The sequence below is a fragment of the Dyadobacter pollutisoli genome (genome assembly GCF_026625565.1).
Lineage (GTDB): Bacteria > Bacteroidota > Bacteroidia > Cytophagales > Spirosomataceae > Dyadobacter > Dyadobacter pollutisoli.
In genome coordinates this window covers 1,738,817-1,757,244 of record NZ_CP112998.1, presented here as the reverse complement: position 1 = coordinate 1,757,244, position 18,428 = coordinate 1,738,817, and the positions used below count along the sequence as shown (strand labels likewise).

At 44.6% G+C, this 18,428-nt stretch carries 13 protein-coding genes and 1 pseudogene; 7 read left to right on the top strand and 7 right to left on the bottom strand.

Going from position 1 to position 18,428, the window contains the following annotated elements; translation table 11 throughout:
* The first annotated feature begins 99 nt into the window (after positions 1-99).
* Both ON006_RS07330 and ON006_RS07325 read left to right on the top strand, forming a co-directional pair.
* On the top strand, positions 100-723 hold the full coding sequence (locus tag ON006_RS07330) for a GDSL-type esterase/lipase family protein (protein WP_244819131.1): 624 nt from the start codon (positions 100-102) through the stop codon (positions 721-723).
* Between the two features lie 11 nt (positions 724-734).
* Positions 735-1,460, top strand: a complete 726-nt coding sequence (locus ON006_RS07325; protein ID WP_244819132.1) for an esterase family protein — start codon at positions 735-737, stop codon at positions 1,458-1,460.
* Between the two features lie 3 nt (positions 1,461-1,463).
* On the opposite strand, the gene ON006_RS07320 is transcribed toward ON006_RS07325, so the two are convergent.
* From ON006_RS07320 to ON006_RS07290, 7 genes are all read right to left on the bottom strand, one after another.
* Complete coding sequence (locus ON006_RS07320; RefSeq protein WP_244819133.1) at positions 1,464-2,411, bottom strand: hypothetical protein; 948 nt, start codon at positions 2,409-2,411, stop codon at positions 1,464-1,466.
* Between the two features lie 10 nt (positions 2,412-2,421).
* A complete protein-coding gene (locus ON006_RS07315) occupies positions 2,422-3,129 on the bottom strand; it encodes a hypothetical protein (protein ID WP_244819134.1) in 708 nt (235 codons plus the stop codon).
* A 52-nt stretch (positions 3,130-3,181) separates the two neighbouring features.
* Positions 3,182-3,544, bottom strand: coding sequence for a hypothetical protein (locus tag ON006_RS07310; RefSeq protein ID WP_244819135.1), 363 nt, complete (start codon positions 3,542-3,544; stop codon positions 3,182-3,184).
* 102 nt (positions 3,545-3,646) lie between these two features.
* Positions 3,647-5,374 carry a PQQ-dependent sugar dehydrogenase gene (locus ON006_RS07305; RefSeq protein ID WP_244819136.1) on the bottom strand — a complete coding sequence of 576 codons (1,728 nt, stop codon included), beginning with the start codon at positions 5,372-5,374 and terminating at the stop codon, positions 3,647-3,649.
* A gap of 120 nt (positions 5,375-5,494) precedes the next feature.
* Positions 5,495-5,839 carry a hypothetical protein gene (locus ON006_RS07300; protein ID WP_244819137.1) on the bottom strand — a complete coding sequence of 115 codons (345 nt, stop codon included), beginning with the start codon at positions 5,837-5,839 and terminating at the stop codon, positions 5,495-5,497.
* 232 nt (positions 5,840-6,071) lie between these two features.
* The gene (locus ON006_RS07295) at positions 6,072-7,952 is read right to left on the bottom strand and encodes a RagB/SusD family nutrient uptake outer membrane protein (protein ID WP_244819138.1); all 1,881 of its coding nucleotides are present in this window, start codon (positions 7,950-7,952) and stop codon (positions 6,072-6,074) included.
* Positions 7,953-7,961: 9 nt separating this feature from the next.
* Positions 7,962-11,177 (bottom strand): SusC/RagA family TonB-linked outer membrane protein, encoded by a 3,216-nt coding sequence (locus tag ON006_RS07290; protein WP_374760190.1) that lies wholly within the window; start codon positions 11,175-11,177, stop codon positions 7,962-7,964.
* 987 nt (positions 11,178-12,164) lie between these two features.
* Between ON006_RS07290 and ON006_RS32300 the strand changes: the two are divergent.
* The 5 genes and pseudogenes from ON006_RS32300 to ON006_RS07270 all read left to right on the top strand — a co-directional run.
* Positions 12,165-12,386, top strand: a pseudogene (locus tag ON006_RS32300) (T9SS type A sorting domain-containing protein); the annotation flags it as partial.
* A gap of 137 nt (positions 12,387-12,523) precedes the next feature.
* The gene (locus ON006_RS07285; RefSeq protein WP_244819139.1) at positions 12,524-14,176 is read left to right on the top strand and encodes a tail fiber domain-containing protein; all 1,653 of its coding nucleotides are present in this window, start codon (positions 12,524-12,526) and stop codon (positions 14,174-14,176) included.
* Between the two features lie 78 nt (positions 14,177-14,254).
* Positions 14,255-16,018, top strand: coding sequence for a tail fiber domain-containing protein (locus tag ON006_RS07280; RefSeq protein WP_244819140.1), 1,764 nt, complete (start codon positions 14,255-14,257; stop codon positions 16,016-16,018).
* A complete protein-coding gene (locus ON006_RS07275) occupies positions 16,015-16,704 on the top strand; it encodes a T9SS type A sorting domain-containing protein (RefSeq protein ID WP_244819141.1) in 690 nt (229 codons plus the stop codon). Before ON006_RS07280 ends, ON006_RS07275 begins: the two co-directional genes overlap by 4 nt.
* 20 nt (positions 16,705-16,724) lie before the next feature.
* A complete protein-coding gene (locus ON006_RS07270) occupies positions 16,725-18,344 on the top strand; it encodes a tail fiber domain-containing protein (protein ID WP_244819142.1) in 1,620 nt (539 codons plus the stop codon).
* Positions 18,345-18,428 lie beyond the last annotated feature (84 nt).

Here is an 18,428-nt window from a genome sequence, read left to right as displayed (position 1 = left end):
AAAAAAATGCTCCTAAATTCTTGAACTGATGATCAAATCTTAACGAATAGTTAATGTTCCGGGACTATATTTGGTTCTATAAACTGTTTGTGAAACGGCATGACCTGGTATGAAGAAGAAGTCGTAAGGGTGGAAAAAGAGTTTTCGGAGCTGACTTATGAGCCGGAGACGGTTTTTTACGGAAGTTCCAGTTTTACTTTGTGGACCTCTCTCTATGATGATTTTGCTGAGCTGAAACCGGTTAATCTCGGCTTCGGCGGATCAACACTGGCGGCCTGCTCCTGGTTTTTTGATAGGCTTCTGGCACCTGTTACTTCGGCCAAAACAATCATTATCTACGCCGGCGACAACGATCTTGGCGACGGTCGTGATCCGGCGGAAGTTTGCCTGTTTTATCGTCAGCTGATTGCTCAGATCCGGCAGAGCTTCGGTAACGTTCCTGTGTTTTTTATATCTGTAAAACCCAGTCTTCAACGCTGGGAAATTATTGACAGAATCAAGCTGACCAATACCTTGATCCGTGAGGAGATCGGCAAAGATGCGTTTCAGCATTTTATCGACATTTACCCCTCGATGGTCAATTACCAGGGGTATCCCAGAAAATCCCTTTTCGAACCGGACGGACTGCACCTGAGCCGCGACGGTTATGCGTTGTGGAGAAAAATCATACTCGAAAATCTGAATGCCTCGGTTCGCTCCGAGGAACTACTAAAAGCACCATAACTCATCTGGTCATGGAAAGAGCGTATCATAAATGGTTCAGTCCGATTTTAGAAAGGTTCATGGAAGTATTGGTCTTTGGCCAGTCCGGCACACCGGTCATTTTTTTCCCAACACGGTCTGCCCACTTTTATGACTTTGAGAACTGGAAGATCATTGACGCTCTTAAACCAAAAATAGAAGCAGGCGAAATTCAGGTGTACTGCGTAGATAGCATCGACTGTGAGAGTTTTTATTCCAAATCGCCCCCTGCTCAACGCATTGCACGGCATTTACAATATGAAAAATACATTCTGCAGGAAGTAGTTCCTTTTATTAAAAAACAGAATAAAAAAAAGGGATTGATTGCCGCTGGATGCAGCCTGGGCGGCTATCACGCGGTCAACATTGCTTTCAAACACCCAACCGTTTTCACAAAAGTGGTAGGCATGAGCGCCCGTTACGATCTGACGCAGCCCCTACCCTTTTTTGCTGACCTTTTTGATGGATATTTCGACGAGGATATTTATTACAATATGCCCAATCATTTTATACCAAAAATCTCCGATCCCAAATTACTCAGACAGCTGCGGAGGTTGGACATTACCCTGGTGATCGGCCGCGAGGATACATTCTTAGACAACAACCAGCATCTGAGCCATTCATTAAACCAGATCGCAGTTCCACATCAGCTTTACGTCTGGGACGAGGAGGCGCACAGGCCGCGCTACTGGCGGGAAATGGTAAAGCTCTACCTCTGACGGTTATTGATCCGTCAATTTTACAAACGCTATCTCTCCGTGCGGGTTACTTGTCAGGAGCATTAATCGTTCGGGCTGATGACAAATCATTCTGTCGATGGCAAATGGGAGTTCCAGTGAGCCTTTTTTCTCAGGCTTGTCTCCGATCAGAAAAACATCCATTCCGTGCATTCCTTTATTGAGGATCAGGTAGTTTTCCAATATCTCAAAAGATCTGGCGGAAGTTTGAATGGTCGAGATTTCTGAATAGGTACCGGCTTTTTCAATGTATAATTTTACGTAGCCCATTCCGCAGACAATCAAATATTCCCCGTCTTGCGTGAAGCCTGTTTGATAACAAGGTTTTTGTAGATTGTCAATTTTTATGGCTTTACCAAAACTGTTTTCATTAAAATACTGCCCGTAAATCTCGCCATAATTAGTCCCGTAAACGATCAGGTTCAGGTTCGGATGCAGATGGGCGTGCACCGGCGCTTTCCCTTTTGTTTTGACCGTGTCAATACTTATCAATGCGTTGCCTTCCATTCTTTCCATCCAAAGGGATTTATTTCCAAATGTGACAATACTCGCGTTGTGGGCCAGCAGCGGCAAGTTGCGATCAATGGGCCCGTAACGGTTGGCCATTTCCAGAAATGAGGCAGACCCGGCTGGCGAATCAATGCTATCATAATCTGTTTTACTCAAAAGCTTAAAACCCGCGATTCCACCTGCGCTGATTTCGTCATAGAGAGGGTCAGGTAATCTCTTGTCATAAATTCCCTTCATTTGATAAGCATCTTCTTGATCGGCGGTTTCTGAAATCACACGGATCTCAAAATTCTCGCTTGGATCGATGCGAACCACTTTCCAGCGATCTGTGATATAGAACGATTTGTCTTTTGCAGAAATCCAGATCGACTGATCCTTGCCACTTACTGGCGAGCCAATGGTTTTTATCAATTGCAATTTCATAAGTTCGGAATTAGAATGCCCCGGAGGTGTACATATTGTCCTTTTTTAATCTTTTTACTTCCGATCTGAAAGCATCTGAATTCTTGGCGGCATCAATGGTGATCACATACTCGGATTTCCGAAATGCGCCGACAGATTGATCCCAAAACTGCATGCACGGCTGGATTTCCCTCATATAACTGAACTCAGGGCCATTTCCCAAAATACACTCGTAAATGGAGATTGACACGTATTTGGATTTTCTGGAAAGCAAAACCGTCTGATATTCCGATAGCTGATGCGGCGTGGATTCCAGCGGTTTGGAGGTAAAAACCATTGTTTTATATAGAAAAGAAGTGTGTCGATTCGCCCGACCAAACCAGCATTCAATCTTTACACGAATGAGCGCATCGGTGGTATTGACGATATGGACCGTTAACGGAGTGGTGTTTCCCGCAACCGGAAACCAGGCATAAAGATCTGTGATCTTGCTCCTCAGAAATGGTAGCGACAGAAAAACCAGCGGAACACAAAGTATGATCAGTCCTACGGTTTTGTTTTGCCAAAACAACAAAGCCAGCACAATAATACCGACCAGGCCAGCCAGGTAAAAGATGCCCAGTGCCCAACCCACGGAACTGTCTCCCGAAGGAGCAGGCTTCCACAGGTAGGTAAAAACGGATATGAAAAGAAAGATACAGAATACCGAAAGTAGACCGTAATAAGTGTATGTGATCATCGTGAATTAGAAACTAGCCTGGGGCGAGCCGCGATAGCTATTGGTCGCTTTACTATACTTCAAAAGGCAGTTCATAATCCTTGGTAATTGGCTTGGAGCTTCTTGTCTTCACCACGATACGGGCCTTCAACGGACTTTCTAACAATAAGTAATATTTAATGTATTGGTCTTGGTGATAGGTCCAGGATTTGTCTTCCAGGAAGTACTCGGTCACCGACTGCTTGCCGGCTTTGTATGCCCATTGCTCGACGATATTGGGTTCGTAGGTCACGAACTGGCCCATACTCAGGATCTGGATGCCCGGCTGCGAATTGTTACCCAGCTCGGTGCATCCCTCCACGGTTACGTTGATAGAAGAGTTATCTTCAAGATCTTTTACTGACCATTGATCAATTACTGTTTTTACATTTGCCATTATAAACCTTAGTTAATTTTTTGCTGTACAAATTAACTGTAACAACTTGTCATTAAGGCTTATCAATTATTTAACGGCCAACTCAAAATAGCTAATGGCACCTCAGGGTATCTTGTCAAAATAGGCTTTGGTAACCTTCCTGATTTTGCCGTCGCTTTTGGTCATAATGTACATCTGCTTTGAAAAAAGATCGTATTCGATGCGCAGGTCTACCCGTTTTGAGCCCGACATTTCCACCAGATTGGTCTCCTTGGAGCCTTGCATAATGGTAAGCTCGTGTACCGGTGAAGGTGATAAATATTTATCTACCGGAACGTAGAAGATCCGTCCGCTAACGATATCCCCAAAAATATATTTATGCTTCAATGCTTCCAGCTGGCCTTCGTAAACAGCCCCGCCGCTGATCGCATTTCCATCGACATGGTCGTAAAGCGCGAAAGGCTTAACAAACTTGTTCGCGTCTGGCAATTTGTAGACGTTTTTAAGATCCTTGTAAGAAATTCCGTAGTTACCTTCCTGCACATTCCAGCCGTAATCTCCGCCTTTTTTGATCACATTCACTTCTTCAAAATTGGACTCCCCTACTTCGGCGCTGAACAATGTTTTTCCATTCGTCATATCCCAGTAAAGGCGGTGCGGATTTCTGAAACCGTAGGCATAAATCTCCTTGTAAGTCGCAGGATCGGCATTGTTTACGAAGGGATTATCCGTTGGAATGCCATAGCTGCCGTTTTTGCTATTATTCCCGGCAGGATCAATCCGGATAATGGTGCCCAGTAGCGAGCCTAGTTTGTGGCAAAGCTCAGGATGTTTAGCAATGGTGGAACCTCCGTCGCCGGTACCTATATATAGCATCCCATAATCCGGATCGCTTTTTCCGATACCCGGCACAAATCCAATGTCCTGGGTACCATGCACCACGCTCGGCACATTGATACGGATAAGCTCACGTCTTTTCCCTTCGAATACCTTACTTTTCACGTCATTGATCTTCCATTCAGAAACCACCCATTGCAATGCCACTTTAATGGAATCGGGGAATTCATAGTCAGCACGCTTGCCCTTGAATGCTTCGGTATGGGTAATGTAAATCAAGCCATTGTTTTGATAATCAGGATGAAAAGCGAAGCTGCCCAGCCCGGTACCCAGGCCAGGCTCATTGACATAATTTTCGATCAAAGGCCTGATATCCAGAAATACATTGGTTTGGTTGTTCTCTATTCTATGAATTATGCCCCTCTGGTCGCTGACAAACAATGTACCATCGGCCGAAGGATGGGGTCGCATATTTGCGATGCGCGTTTTCGGCATCTTTTCGCTTGAAGAAGGAATTGTAATAAAATCCTCTGTCTCTATTTTCAGGCCAGCTTTGGTAATCGGGGCGGCTAGTCGCTCTGCAACAGCGGTATTGGCTTCGGCCTTCACCACCAGGGGTTGAATGTGATGCTGCTCGCTTTCGTCTTTAATATACGCCAGGATTGATTTAATCTCATCGTTTGTCAGAAAATCAAATGGCGGCATGATCATTTTGTACCGTCGCGTCAATGCTACCGCCCGCTGATTACCTGCTTCGATGGCCTTGTTAGGATTTTTGACGAAATCAATGAGTTCCTTTTCAGACAATAAACTGGTTACGCCTCCTAGCCGCGGCCCGATTTCTTCGTGCTCCAGTGCGTGACAAGAGACACAGTTCGTTGTAAATAATTCTTTGCCCTGAGCGGAGAGTTTGGCATCTGTCGCAACAGTTTTTGACTTTTTACTGCCAGCGCAATTGAACAAACCAAAAACTAAAACAGAGATGAGGAGCGGGTAACGTAAAAGTCGAAGCATTAAGAAAAAAGGAACTATTAAGTGTTTAGATCTAAAAGGTGTTAAAGGTATAAACTGTCGGGTAACAAAAAAAGCCGGAGAAGTTCCGGCTTTTTTCACTTGAATGTGAGACTTAACTAACTATCCCACATTATTTCCGTCTTTATCCAGTTTAACCCTGGCGCTTTCTTTGCCTTTGGCTACCTGTAATTCATAATATTGCGTTTTGTCGGTTTCCGTTACAAGAAAAGCTTTTTCTACTTTCCAACCGGAAAATTGTTCCCCCTGGATCGTTTTCTTGATACCTGCCGGTAGATCCTCCGGCTTGACGACTACCTTTTCCTCTTTACCGGTTTTTTGGGTGGTTGCTGCTTCCTTGTGAACCTCATGCTGCGTCGCCTGCGTCGCTGGTTCTGTTGTTTGAGCCTGAACAGAGGCAAAAGAAATTAGCGTTAAGGCCAATGCCGATACTACTAGCGTTTTCATAATCTATGTTCGTTTTTTAACAATGGTAAAAGCGTTTTGTGCATCCGCACTGCTGCCATGATTATCAACACGATCATGCCAAAAAATACAATTACTTCATTATCAATAACTTATTAAATTTTAAAGCGCAGACTAGTGTCTATCGAAATCCACGTTTTGTGGGAATGTGTCCCATGGAAACAAAAAACCCTGCCGCGAACGACAGGGTTTTTTGTGCTAAATAAATCTTGAATTATTTATCGTAACCCGGATTTTGAACCAGCTTGGCATTTCTGTTGATCTCGTCACGGCTGAACGGACGGAAATACATTTTGTCAACCCATGTACGGTTTTCGTGCGATTTTTCTTCTACCGGAGTATAAGTGTAATCGTAAACGCTTGTATCGTAATGGTATGGCTCTTTCATGGATTTCCCAGGCTTGAATTTACCCAATACAGTAATGTATTGAAGGGGTCTTCCAAGGGTTGTCGGCGCAATCAGCCAACGACGTGCATCGTGGTAACGCTGCTCCTCGTAAGCCATCTCAATGCGTTTCTCTTGGCGATAAGCTTCTTTCAAAGCTGTGCCCGTAGCTTTCACTGCCGGCATACCTGCGCGGAAACGAATCTTGTTAAGCCACGCAAGTGCTTCTGCATCCTGCCCCAGTTCAATGCTTGCCTCAATGTAATTGAAAACGGTTTCAGTCACACGGATAAATGGCCACGGAATGTTCTGACGATCTGTATTATCGTACAATGCAGGGTTTGGATCAATAAACTTACGCATATAGTAACCTGTACGGCTTCCGTTCCAGTCTTCAATAGAGCTGCTGCGGGTATCGAGTCCTTTGCGGTTGATCAATGCTCCTTTGTCATCCAGAAGGTCGTAAGCACCTGTTTGGATCTGGTTAGCAGGATCTTTCGCATCGGAAGGGCGTGGTTTCCAGTTTGCGCCGTCATACATTACAGTTGCATAGAAACGTGGGTCACGGTTTACATATGGGTTGGCTTTGTGTGTCGGATTAGTCCATGCGAATGGCGTGCCATCCATCATTTGATAATCATCAACCAATAAGCCGATTGGCGTGTTTCCAGCCCAGTTGTGGTATCCGTTTGGACCATTGTTCAAACCTGTCTGACGCGCGCCTTCGTTAAGACTTGGTATAAAGTAGCGACCGAAAATGATGTCGGAAGAAGCTGATGCATCCAACGTCTTATCTGCACTACCACCACCCATTGAAAGGGAGATGTAGTTGATCTTGCCCTGCTCGGGAGTTACCGGCGCGGTCAGGTTCAGCTTATAACCTCCGTTGCTTGCGTCCAATGCTGCTTTTGCTGCAACTTGTGCTGCTTGCCATCGCGCCTTGCGGTCTCCTGACAGGTAACCCAAAAATTCAGGGTTTGGATAGGCTGCAATTACAGCCGACTTCGCTTTCAGAGTTGGGATGTCATGAAGATCACTGGCTGCATACAACAACACTCTTGATTTCAATGCCAAAGCAGCCACTTCCGTTGCACGTCCTTTCACTTCTGTTTTTCCTTTCAACAACAATGCAGAGCTATCCAGGTCGCTTACGATGAATTTCACACATTCGTCATAAGTATTGCGAGCTACTGAATAATCCTCGTTCAGATTGTACGCTTTTGTAATAATAGGTACAGAACCGTAGTAACGTAACAACTGCTGATAGTAGTAAGCGCGAAGGAAATACGCCTCTCCCTGCAAACGGGTTTTAAGCGTCTCATCCGTAAAAGTGGCCGTTTTCAGATTCTGAATAGCCTGGTTGGAAGCACGGATTCTGGTATACATCGGGCCCCATCCGTAGGTGTCATCCACCCATCCAAGGTTGGAAGGGCTCAAACTACCTTCATTGACAGTGTTGATGTTTCTACCTGTGTGGGTAAAAACCGCTTCATCAGTAAGGGATGCAAGCATTTGTTCGCTGAAACCACCTTGCTGAAGTCCTGCATAGATGCCGGTCACAAAGCCCTCGGCAAGTGCACCGTCCTTCCAAACCTCTTCGGTTGGAATTTCAGTTGGCGGTGTCACATCCAGAAAATCTGTATCGCAGGACGCAAGCCCAGCCGATGCAAGCGCCGCGAAAAATATCCAATTTTTATAACTCAGTTTCATGTTTTGTTCTTAAAAAGTTACACGTACTCCAGCATTCATCACCCGCGACTGAGGATAGTATTGTCCGTTTGTAGAAGTCGCTTCGGGATCCCATATTTTGATCTTGTCGATCGTGATCAGGTTCAAACCGTTGACATATACCCTGAAATTGTTCAGGCCGATCTTTTTACCGATTTCAGATGGCAGGTTATAGCCCAGTTCTATATTCTTAAGACGCAGATAATTGTTGCTTCTCAGGTAATAGGTGTTGGCACCGGCATTGTCGAAATTGGTATAATAGGTATTATTTCTGTTAGCGAGACGCGGTTCGGTTGAACTTGGATTATCAATCGTCCAACGGTGATCGTATGCATATTTCAGGTAATTACCAATGTCACCGGACTCAGTTTGTCCAATATATTGAAGGCCTCCCAATGTTCCCTGGAACAGGATCGACAAATCAAACGCTTTATAGCCCAGGTTGATCGATGCTCCTCCTGTGAACTGTGGGCGGTTGGTTTTTTCAGAGCGGACTTTGTCGTCAGCCGTGATTTTTCCATCGCCATTGATATCCTTGAACTTCATGTCGCCGGGACGAATAGTACCGGTAATTCCGCTGTAATCCAGCGTTTTAGAATCAATCTCAGTCTGATCCTTGAAGATACCGTCATACTGATAAGCCAGGAATGCATTGTATGGCTTACCAGTGGTACGTTGGTACGAAGGTGCACCAGGTGTTTCATCCCAGTATTTGATCTGGTTTTTGGCATAACCTCCATTCACGCTCACAGAATATGTGAAATCGTTGTGACTTCCGTCATAGCTCACTTTGAATTCCCACCCTTTGTTTTGCAGTTTACCAAGGTTTTGAGGAGGAAGTTTTCCGTCAATACCAGCACTTGAAGGCGTAGATCCAATTTTTGGGATCAGGATATTGGAACGATTGTTAACAAAGTAGTCGAATTCGAATGCAACCTTGTCATGGAACAACGTACCTTCGATACCGAAGTTAGAGTTGTTCGCAACCTCCCAGGTAAAGTTCGGGTTGGCTACGCGAGTTTCAAGCAATGTTTTGGCAACCTGGTCATTGATAATGTAAGAACCAAAGCCCATTGTAGACAGGTATTGATACTCTGCCAATGTTTCTGTTCCCAACAAGTAAGGTTCAGCACCCATTTGACCCCATGAACCGCGAATTTTCACATTGTTGACGAAGTTGATGTTACCCTTCCAGAAATCTTCTTCCGAAATTCTCCAACCTGCCGATACCCCTGGAAAGAAGCCGAAACGACCTTGCTGTGGGAATACATAAGATCCATCCACACGCCAAAGGAATTCAGCCAGGTATTTCTCTTTGTAGTTATAGCCGGCGCGTCCGAAGTAGCTCAAACGGGCACGTCTGAACAAATCGAAGTTGTCGATATTCTGTTCGGCAGTACCACCGGCAAACAGTTGATCAACCACAGGGGAAATAAAATAGCGACGATAAGCGAAGAATCCGTCCCCATCCACTTTCTCACGCTGAACACCCGCCATCACATTGAAGTTATGCGAGTTGATCGACTTTTCGTAAGATACCTGCCCTGTTAGCTGAACAGAAAGTTCCTGTGAAGCATTTTCCGTCAAACGCGGATCGCTGAAAGTAGAACGTACAGTTCCAGTCAAAAATGGCGTTACACCATCGGCTTCAAATGTCTTCTTGTCCCAGAAATAGAGTGTCCATGGCTTCTGGAATGACTTCTGACGGCGCAATTGCTTATCAATAGCAGCCATTGCAGTTACTTTCAAACCTTCCACACCCGGAATCAAAATTTCAAGCGTTCCGTTGGTTTGGATATAGTCTCTTTTGTCATGGTTATAACCAGTCGTATTAGTAGTGATAACCGCAGGGTTCTGACCATTTTCAATATCAGGCCCGGGGCGGCCATCTGGCCAGATGGCAATCTCGGTAGGCTTACCACGCATCAACATCCGGAAAATATCGCCGGCCCCACCACCATTAGGGAAACGACGGAACTCTTCACGCATTGTTACGCCCAGGTTCGCACTCACATACTTGTTGATTTTTGTATCCAAATTGATACGCATATCATATTGCTTATAGCCAGTAGCAGAGTTCACATAGTTACCATCCTGATTAATGTAACCCAGGGAAGCCAAATATCTGATGTTGTCGCTACCACCGGTCAGCTGCAAATTGTGACGCTGCTGCGGAGACCAGTTTCTGATTACGCTTCCGTACCAATCGGTATTGGGGTGGATCAATGGGTCCGAACCGTCTGCAAATTTCTTGATATCATCAGGCGTAAATACAGCACTGAGCACATTTCCGTTGTCGGTTCTGGTGTAGGCACCATTTGAATTGAAGCCTTGAAGCGCGCCATTCCATTGGTCAACAGGCAGGTTGTCGTAAATCTGCAACTCGTTGCGGATTGTTGCGTATTCCGCTGCGTTGGACATCTTCGGCGTACGGGTAGGTTGTCCCATACCGAAGTTCATGTCATAGGAAAGCTGGGGCTTACCTGTCTTTCCACGTTTGGTGGTAATCAGGATCACACCGTTACCCGCGCGGGAACCGTAAATAGCAGCAGCAGCATCCTTCAATACAGAGATACTTTCAATATCAGCGGGGTTCAGACGATCCAAACCACCACTACGGTTCGGCACACCATCCACAACGATCAGTGCATTGCTGTTACCCAGAGAGTTAGTACCACGGATACGGATGGCCGAACCATCATATCCCGGCTCACCACTTCCCTGTACCGCGGACACGCCCGGCAGACGTCCGCCCAATGTGTTGGAAAGGTTAGCAGCCGGCGCCTTTTGAAGTTCAGCACCTTTAACAGCTGTAACAGAACCTGTCAGCGTAGCCTTTTTCGCCGTTCCATAACCTACCACAACCACTTCTTCCAGTGCCTTGGTATCCGAAAGCATTTTAACGTCCAGGCTCGTTTTGCTACCCAAAGGAATCTCCTGGGTAATGTAGCCGATAAATGAGAATACCAGGGTGGTAGATCCCGGTACATTAACAGAATAATTGCCTTCCAGGTCCGTGACAGTACCTACTGACGTTCCTTTGGCCACCACACTCACACCAGGCAAACCCTGCCCTTGCTCATCGCTAACCTTTCCCTTTACCGTTACATCCTGAGCGTATGCACCGGCCATGACTACCATGGACAGGAAAAGAGAATAGAAGCACCGGGTTAGGTTCCGATCCTTACTTCGTTTAGAAATCCTCATAGATTAAAGTATAGATAGTAGATAGTTAAAAAATAATTAAACAATGAAAAATCTTTGAATCCGCATACATCGCCAACTGGCTAGGCATCATTCACTCGTGTCCTTATTACACAATTTATCTTTTAAATCAGATTTCAATTATCGTCCTGAGACCATAAAACATCTCTGTCATTTAAGCTAAAAAATCAGAGGGGGTAAGTGCAAATCAGGAAAATTTTACACTTTATTCTCCGGTTAATGCCGCCCTGGGGCCCTTAGTAACCGGATGTACAAAAAGATATGAAATTATTTACATAAACAAGGATTCCTGCTTTCTGACTATGTTTTCTTAGAAAATAACCATAGGTTACTTGACGTATAGTCACCTATGTAACCGCTCCAAGCGGTGAGTCATGTTTCTCCAAAAAGTTCAATATTTTTCGATTATTTTTTACCGATACAACACGACATCCATCAACACCAATAATCACCTGATATGCTCTGCTGGTTACCAAACAGGGCGTGAGAAGTAGTTTAGAATATAGAACTTCCGAATCGACAATATTATTATATGCAAAAACAAATTATGACATATTAATTGTCCAAATAATCACACATTGCTCGTTGCATCAAGGTATCCATTCGATAGCCGATCCCGCCATCCTGGTAAACGCTTTCCTCTATCCTGGTCATATTCCCATACTTTCAGGCCATTCAGTTGTAATCGAAATATTCTTACACCTTAATCTCCATTACAATAGTCAAAAAACTACTAACAGATTTGTTGATTGGCTTATTTTCCAATGGACTTAAAGCGCAGAACGTTATCAAAGCCTGGAATGAACAATTTAACTCAAAAGGCCAGACTGCGTACGTGAAGCCACTTACACAGCGCCGCAAATCGCATCCGACTTAAAGAATCAGATGAAAAGAATGACTGCTACTTTTGACAAAAGGCCGAAAGAAACCGAATCAGGTTTAAAAGTCTGAGCTCATCCCAATTCCGCAAATTCCTACACCCAATTTGCATTTAGCCTGCCTGAGGATACGTCAGTAAAACTGGAAGTATTGGATTTGCAAGGCCGATCCGTAAGTACGGTAGCAGACGGCGTCTATTCCAGAGGAGAGTATTCGCTGGAATTCAATACAAAAAAGCTACCGTCAGGTGTTTTCATCTATCGACTGGTGACACCATCGAAGGTATTGACCTGCAAACTTGTCAAGCAATAGTTGGGATGCATTGAGGTTCTCAATATTGGAACACAAAAACCGCTAATTCATTTAGCCCCACCGATCAATAATCGCTTTTGAACCCGCACTGAGAGATGGTTTACTTTTCACCAAAAAAATAAACCATCTCTTTGTTTATGAAAAAGATATTACTCGTTTCTCTGCTGTTATCTGCCACACTACATTTATTCGCCCAGGCACCCCAGCAATTTAGTTTTCAAGGTGTTGCAAGGGATTCTGCCGGGAAAGTCATTGCGAATACTACTGTATCACTCAGGCTTACAATTCACGAAGCGCTGCCAGGTGGTGTAAATGTCTATCAGGAAACGCACAAGCCTCTAACATCAAATGGGGGCATCTTCACAGTTTCAGTAGGAACTGGAAATGACAAAAGTGGAAACATATCAGACATTAAATGGTCAGCAGGAAGCTTCTTCCTACAAGTCGAACTCGATGCAGCAGGTGGCACCAACTACGTTGATCTCGGGGCGACGCAGCTTTTGAGTGTGCCTTATGCATTGCATGCGGCGCAGGCAGATAAGTGGAAGGATGGGGATCCGATTGTGCAGAGTGGAGAAGTAAGCAAAGGTGGTATTTTAGATAATCTCGGTACAGGGCCAAAATTAATCTGGTATCCCCGTAGAGCTGCTTTTAGAGCAGGATATGTAAATGATGATTCTTGGGACGATTCAAAGATTGGAGCATACTCTACCGCATTTGGAAGTAATACCAGGGCAGAAGGAAATAACTCTATGGCATTTGGCCAGAACACTAAGGCTAACGGGATTGCCTCATTTGCAGTGGGGACTGGGTCCCAGGCTAACAATACAGGCTCACTCGCGACCGGCCTTGAATCCATTGCTAGCGGCGCATACTCCTTCGCTTCCGGGAAAAAAACAATAGCAAGCGAGATTTACTCTTTTTCTACCGGAATGTTAACCCAATCGCAAGCATGGGCCTCTTTTGTAACGGGTGTATCTACTATCTCAAAATCATATGGAGGTACCGTAGTTGGAATTGCAAATGACATTCAGGATAATCCTGGTTTTTATTCGAGCGCTCCGAATGACAGAATTTTTCAAATAGGTAATGGTGATATTGATGCTGATAATAATGCTATCAATCGTAAAAATGCGTTAACCGTACTTAAAAATGGCAATATTGGAATTGGTGGGAATGTGCTTTCACCGGGGTTCATACTTGACATTGGAGCACGACCAAGAATCCGACACAATCCTTCCTCTCCCAATGGAACAACTGCAGGAGTGTTCTTTGACGATTCAAATGGAAGCCCTGAAGGATTTATCGGAATGAAAAGCAATTCCGAAATCGGGCTTTGGAATGCCGATAAATGGTTATTTTGGATGGATAGTATTGGAAATGCCCATATCCTGGGAACGAATTACAACACTTCCGACCGTCGTCTCAAAAGAAACTTCTCCTCCCTAAGCAACAGCCTCACCAAACTTACAGATCTAAACGGCTACCACTACTTCTGGAAAGACAGCACATTAGACCAATCACTTCAAACCGGCTTAATCGCGCAGGAGGTAGAAGCAATTTTCCCTGAACTAGTGAAGACAGACGAAAAGGGCTTTAAATCGGTGAATTATACGGGGTTGATACCGCATTTGATTGAGTCGGTGAAGGAGTTGGACAAAAAGTATCAGGAAGTAAAGTCCGAAAATGAGGCATTGAAAGTCGCATTAAAACGCGTGGATAAGCTCGAAGCAGCACTTAACAAACTGGCACCCAATACAAACGAAGTGTCCCAAACATCAGTCAAGTAGCCTCACCAGACATTTAATTTTCATTGTAGTTCAAATCCATTTTTTATCACCCAATAATCAGTTTAACAAATCACACCAATGAAAAAAACAGTAACCCTCCTGCTATTAGTGTTTTTAGCATTTCGAATACAGGCACAAGCACCACAAAAATTTGATTTTCAAGGAGTCGCCAGAAATGCTGCCGGGGATGTGATTGGAAATACAACCATCTCATTGAAATTAAACATCAGATCAGGCACAGACGTTGGACCAGTCGTCTTTACGGAAACACATCACCCAACTACATCTTCTTCTGGAATTTTCACTGTTCCAGTAGGCATAAGCAACGCCGATAACGGGCCATTTCAACTGGTCGATTGGAAAACCGGGCCTTACTTCCTGCAAGTTGCAATTGATGTGGCTGGTGGGAGCAATTATACCAATATGGGAGTAAGTCAGATTTTGAGTGTGCCGTATGCATTGCACGCCGCAGAAGCGCAGGAAGCAGTGCATGCAAAGGAAGCGGACTACACATTAGAAGCTGATCACGCCAAAGAAGCGAATCGCTGGATAAATAATGATCCGATTGTGCAGACAGGGATATTAGGATCCGGAGGGATCTTGGCTAATCCGGCGGAAGACGCGAACCTGATTTGGTATCCTCGCAAAGCAGCGTTCCGCGCAGGCCTTGTTCTAAATGATGCCTGGGATGATTCTAATATCGGTACAGCTTCATTTGCTGCGGGCAATAACACCCAAGCTTCTGGCCCTCTCTCAGTTTCTTTGGGAGATAATTCGATCGCATCAGGAAGTGGATCTATTGCGATGGGTAACAGATCCTATGCCTCAGATGTGGGTGCTATTGCGATAGGTCGCAAATGCCTTGCCACAAGTTCACACACACTAGCAATAGGGGATAATTCGCATGCCTCAGCGGAAAATAGTACAGCTATTGGGCTTGAAGCCCATTCGACAGGAGACCGCTCATTTTCACAAGGCACTAGAACATTCGCAAAGGCGGTAGAATCAGTTACATTGGGAGCATATAATGATGACCAGGATACGCCTAGCAAGCAAATTGCTATCAACGATCGCATATTCCAAATTGGCAACGGTGACGATAAGGGCCGCTCTAACGCCGTCACAATCCTCCGAAATGGAAACTTCGGAATAGGTTCGACAGTCCTCGAACCAAAATATATTTTGGATATCGCAGAACGTCCTCGCATCCGTCACAACACGACTTCCCCTAATGGAAATTCAGCGGGTATAGCTCTTGACAATTCGGCTGGTGAACCAAAGGGCTTTGTAGGAATGAAAGCAGACCATCAGATTGGCTTCTTTAATGCGGGAAACTGGTTGTTCTGGATGGATAATAATGGCAATGCAACTATTTCTGGCGCTACTTACAACTCCTCCGACCGCCGTTTCAAAAGAGATTTCTCTTCCCTAAGTAGCAGCCTCACCAAACTTACCGACCTGAACGGCTACCACTACTTCTGGAAAGACAGCACATTGGATCAAACATTGCAAACCGGTTTGATCGCACAGGAAGTAGAAGCCATTTTCCCTGAGTTGGTAAAGACAGACGATAAGGGCTTTAAATCGGTGAACTATACCGGGTTGATCCCGCATTTGATTGAGTCGGTGAAGGAGTTGAAAGCGTCAGTAGAATATTTGCAAACATTAAATACTGCTATTAAAGTACAAAATGACGAATTGAAGGCTCAGGCAAATGGTATGGATAGTTTTCGCAAAGAGCTTAGTGATCTCAAAGCTTTAGTTAAGCTCACATCGGAATTGTCTTCCTCATCTACCCAAATTGATAGTGCTTTATCTAATTCAAAACTTTCAGATAAATGAGAATACTAACTTTAACCATTGCGCTGATTATCGCAGCGCAATGGTCATTCGCACAACAAATCTCGCCATCAGGAATATACGGGGCGGCCAGCCAAAGCACAGTTGGGAACCTGAGTGTCAATTGGGTCATAGGCACACTTACTCCCACCAGCTTGTCGGCATTGCCAGTGAGACTGATCAGCTTCAAAGGCCAGCTAACCAGTTCCGGGAATGCAGAACTGGAATGGAAAACAACCCAGGAAGTCAATAACAAAGGTTTTGAAATTCAGAAATCCGTCGATGGGAAGGTGTTTGACGCCATTGGCTGGGTAGACGGGGGAAATCAGGAGAGCGAGAAAATTTACAGATTTACCGATGCCAAGCTGATCACTACCAGCTACTATCGTCTAAAACAGATTGATTTTGATGAGAAATTTACATTAAGCCGCATTGTTTCCGTAGTTCCTGAAAATGAAAGCCTGGATCGATTTGTAGCGTTTCCTAATCCCTCACCTGATGGCAAGGTGGAAGTAAAGCTTCCTGAGAGAATTTCCACAATGGAGTTGGTTGACATTACCGGGAAAGTCATCATAGCCAAACAAAACCCAGCTACTAAACAGATAATCACATTACCTAAAACCGGCCTCTTCTTTTTGCGAATCCAGGGAATAGTTGGAGAAAAGACTATTAAAGCAGTTAAAAACTAATTCATTAATAATCACTTCTCATGAAATTACTGTCACTAAATGCAGTGCTGTTGATCCTTACGTTTTTTTCAGTGAGGGCACAGTCTGTACGCGAAACAATCAATTTTCAGGGTGTTGCCAGAGATACCACAGGAAGGAGTTTATCAAATGCATCTGTTGGGTTAAGGCTGACTATATTTCAAGAATTTGGACCAACCGTTTACCAGGAATCGCATCAAGCTCAAACAAACAATATAGGAATATTTAATGTCCGGATTGGAGAAGGTCAAATTCTCAGTGGCAATTTTTACAACATCAATTGGAAGTCTGGCATATATCAACTAAAAATTGAATTGGATCCCGACGGAAATAATAACTATATCAATCTCGGCAGCTCGCTGTTGTCAAGTGTACCTTATTCACTTCACTCGTCCCAGTCCGATCGCTGGAAAAATGATGACCCCATTGTACAAAAGGGGCAAATTGACGAAGGCGGTATTTTGGAGAACCCGGGTGATGGCACTAGGCTTATATGGTATCCACGGAAAGGTGCCTTTCGGGCGGGAAGTGTCTTCGGAAGTAACTACGACCATGCCCAAATCGGGTACCTATCGGCATCATTTGGATTAAATACAACTTCTGCGGGGAGCTTCTCGGTAGCTGTTGGAAACTCAACGAAATCTCCTGGCCAATCTTCATTCGCAAGTGGCAATCAAACCGAGGCTGCCGGTAATGGCTCAATTGCTGTTGGAAACCAGTCAGTGGCCGTGGGTCAAAATTCTGTTTCGATGGGAATTTCCAATTTGGCAAAAGGAGACAATTCCGTAGCGACTGGATATAACAATGAAGCTATCGGAGATGCGTCCTTTGCCGCAGGTGTACAAACTTTCGCAATGACATATGGTTCAGCCACTTTCGGCACCTACCCAAATGTCCAGGACAATTCGAATGGACCAACCAAAGCTCACGTCACGCCAAACGATCGCATATTCCAAATTGGGAACGGATCGGGAGATCAGGATTTGTCAAACGCCATCACGATTTTAAGAAATGGTAAAGTTGGACTTGGAAATAACGCATTATTACCTCAGTATATACTGGATGTAGGGGGACGTGCCAGAATTCAGCATAAAGGAAATTCGTCCGCAGGTATTTATTTCAATACCTCACAACAAACAGCGGACGCATTCGTGGGAATGAAACAAGATGATCAGGTAGGGTTTTACCTAGGTAATTCTTGGAATTTTTGGGTTACAGCCGATGGCCACTGCTTTTCTAAACTTGGAAGCCTGGCCCAATCCGATAGAAGATTAAAACGCGACTTTGCAGATTTAACCAACAGCCTGACCAAAATCACCAGCATCAAAGGCTACAACTATTACATGATAGACCCAAAAGTCGATCAATCTCTACAAACCGGCGTCATCGCTCAGGAAGTGGAAGAAATATTTCCGGAGTTGGTGAAAACTGATAAGGATGGAATGAAGTCAGTGAATTATACAGGTCTCATCCCTCATCTGATCGAATCCGTGAAAGAACTGAAAGCTGAAAACGAGGAATTGAAGAAATCAGTCAAGCGCATTGGAAGTCTGGAAGCAAGCTTAAATTCGTTAATCGAGGCCAATAAAACACTTTCGGTAAAGATTGAACAATCGAAATGACAATTCTTTACCGCGGATAGACTTGCCAAGTTTTTAGACTTGCCAAGTTTTGAAAACGGGGTCGCCTAGACTTGGCAAGTCTCT

What these genes read in the sequence shown, in the direction of transcription:
- ON006_RS07295 (WP_244819138.1), bottom strand. Translation starts at nt 7,952, where the DNA reads ATGAAACTGAGTTATAAAAATTGGATATTTTTCGCGGCGCTTGCATCG.
- ON006_RS07325 (WP_244819132.1), top strand. Translation starts at nt 735, where the DNA reads ATGGAAAGAGCGTATCATAAATGGTTCAGTCCGATTTTAGAAAGGTTC.
- ON006_RS07275 (WP_244819141.1), top strand. Translation starts at nt 16,015, where the DNA reads ATGAGAATACTAACTTTAACCATTGCGCTGATTATCGCAGCGCAATGG.
- ON006_RS07270 (WP_244819142.1), top strand. Translation starts at nt 16,725, where the DNA reads ATGAAATTACTGTCACTAAATGCAGTGCTGTTGATCCTTACGTTTTTT.
- ON006_RS07310 (WP_244819135.1), bottom strand. Translation starts at nt 3,544, where the DNA reads ATGGCAAATGTAAAAACAGTAATTGATCAATGGTCAGTAAAAGATCTT.
- ON006_RS07315 (WP_244819134.1), bottom strand. Translation starts at nt 3,129, where the DNA reads ATGATCACATACACTTATTACGGTCTACTTTCGGTATTCTGTATCTTT.
- ON006_RS07285 (WP_244819139.1), top strand. Translation starts at nt 12,524, where the DNA reads ATGAAAAAGATATTACTCGTTTCTCTGCTGTTATCTGCCACACTACAT.
- ON006_RS07300 (WP_244819137.1), bottom strand. Translation starts at nt 5,839, where the DNA reads ATGAAAACGCTAGTAGTATCGGCATTGGCCTTAACGCTAATTTCTTTT.
- ON006_RS07290 (WP_374760190.1), bottom strand. Translation starts at nt 11,177, where the DNA reads ATGAGGATTTCTAAACGAAGTAAGGATCGGAACCTAACCCGGTGCTTC.
- ON006_RS07280 (WP_244819140.1), top strand. Translation starts at nt 14,255, where the DNA reads ATGAAAAAAACAGTAACCCTCCTGCTATTAGTGTTTTTAGCATTTCGA.
- ON006_RS07320 (WP_244819133.1), bottom strand. Translation starts at nt 2,411, where the DNA reads ATGAAATTGCAATTGATAAAAACCATTGGCTCGCCAGTAAGTGGCAAG.
- ON006_RS07330 (WP_244819131.1), top strand. Translation starts at nt 100, where the DNA reads ATGACCTGGTATGAAGAAGAAGTCGTAAGGGTGGAAAAAGAGTTTTCG.
- ON006_RS07305 (WP_244819136.1), bottom strand. Translation starts at nt 5,374, where the DNA reads ATGCTTCGACTTTTACGTTACCCGCTCCTCATCTCTGTTTTAGTTTTT.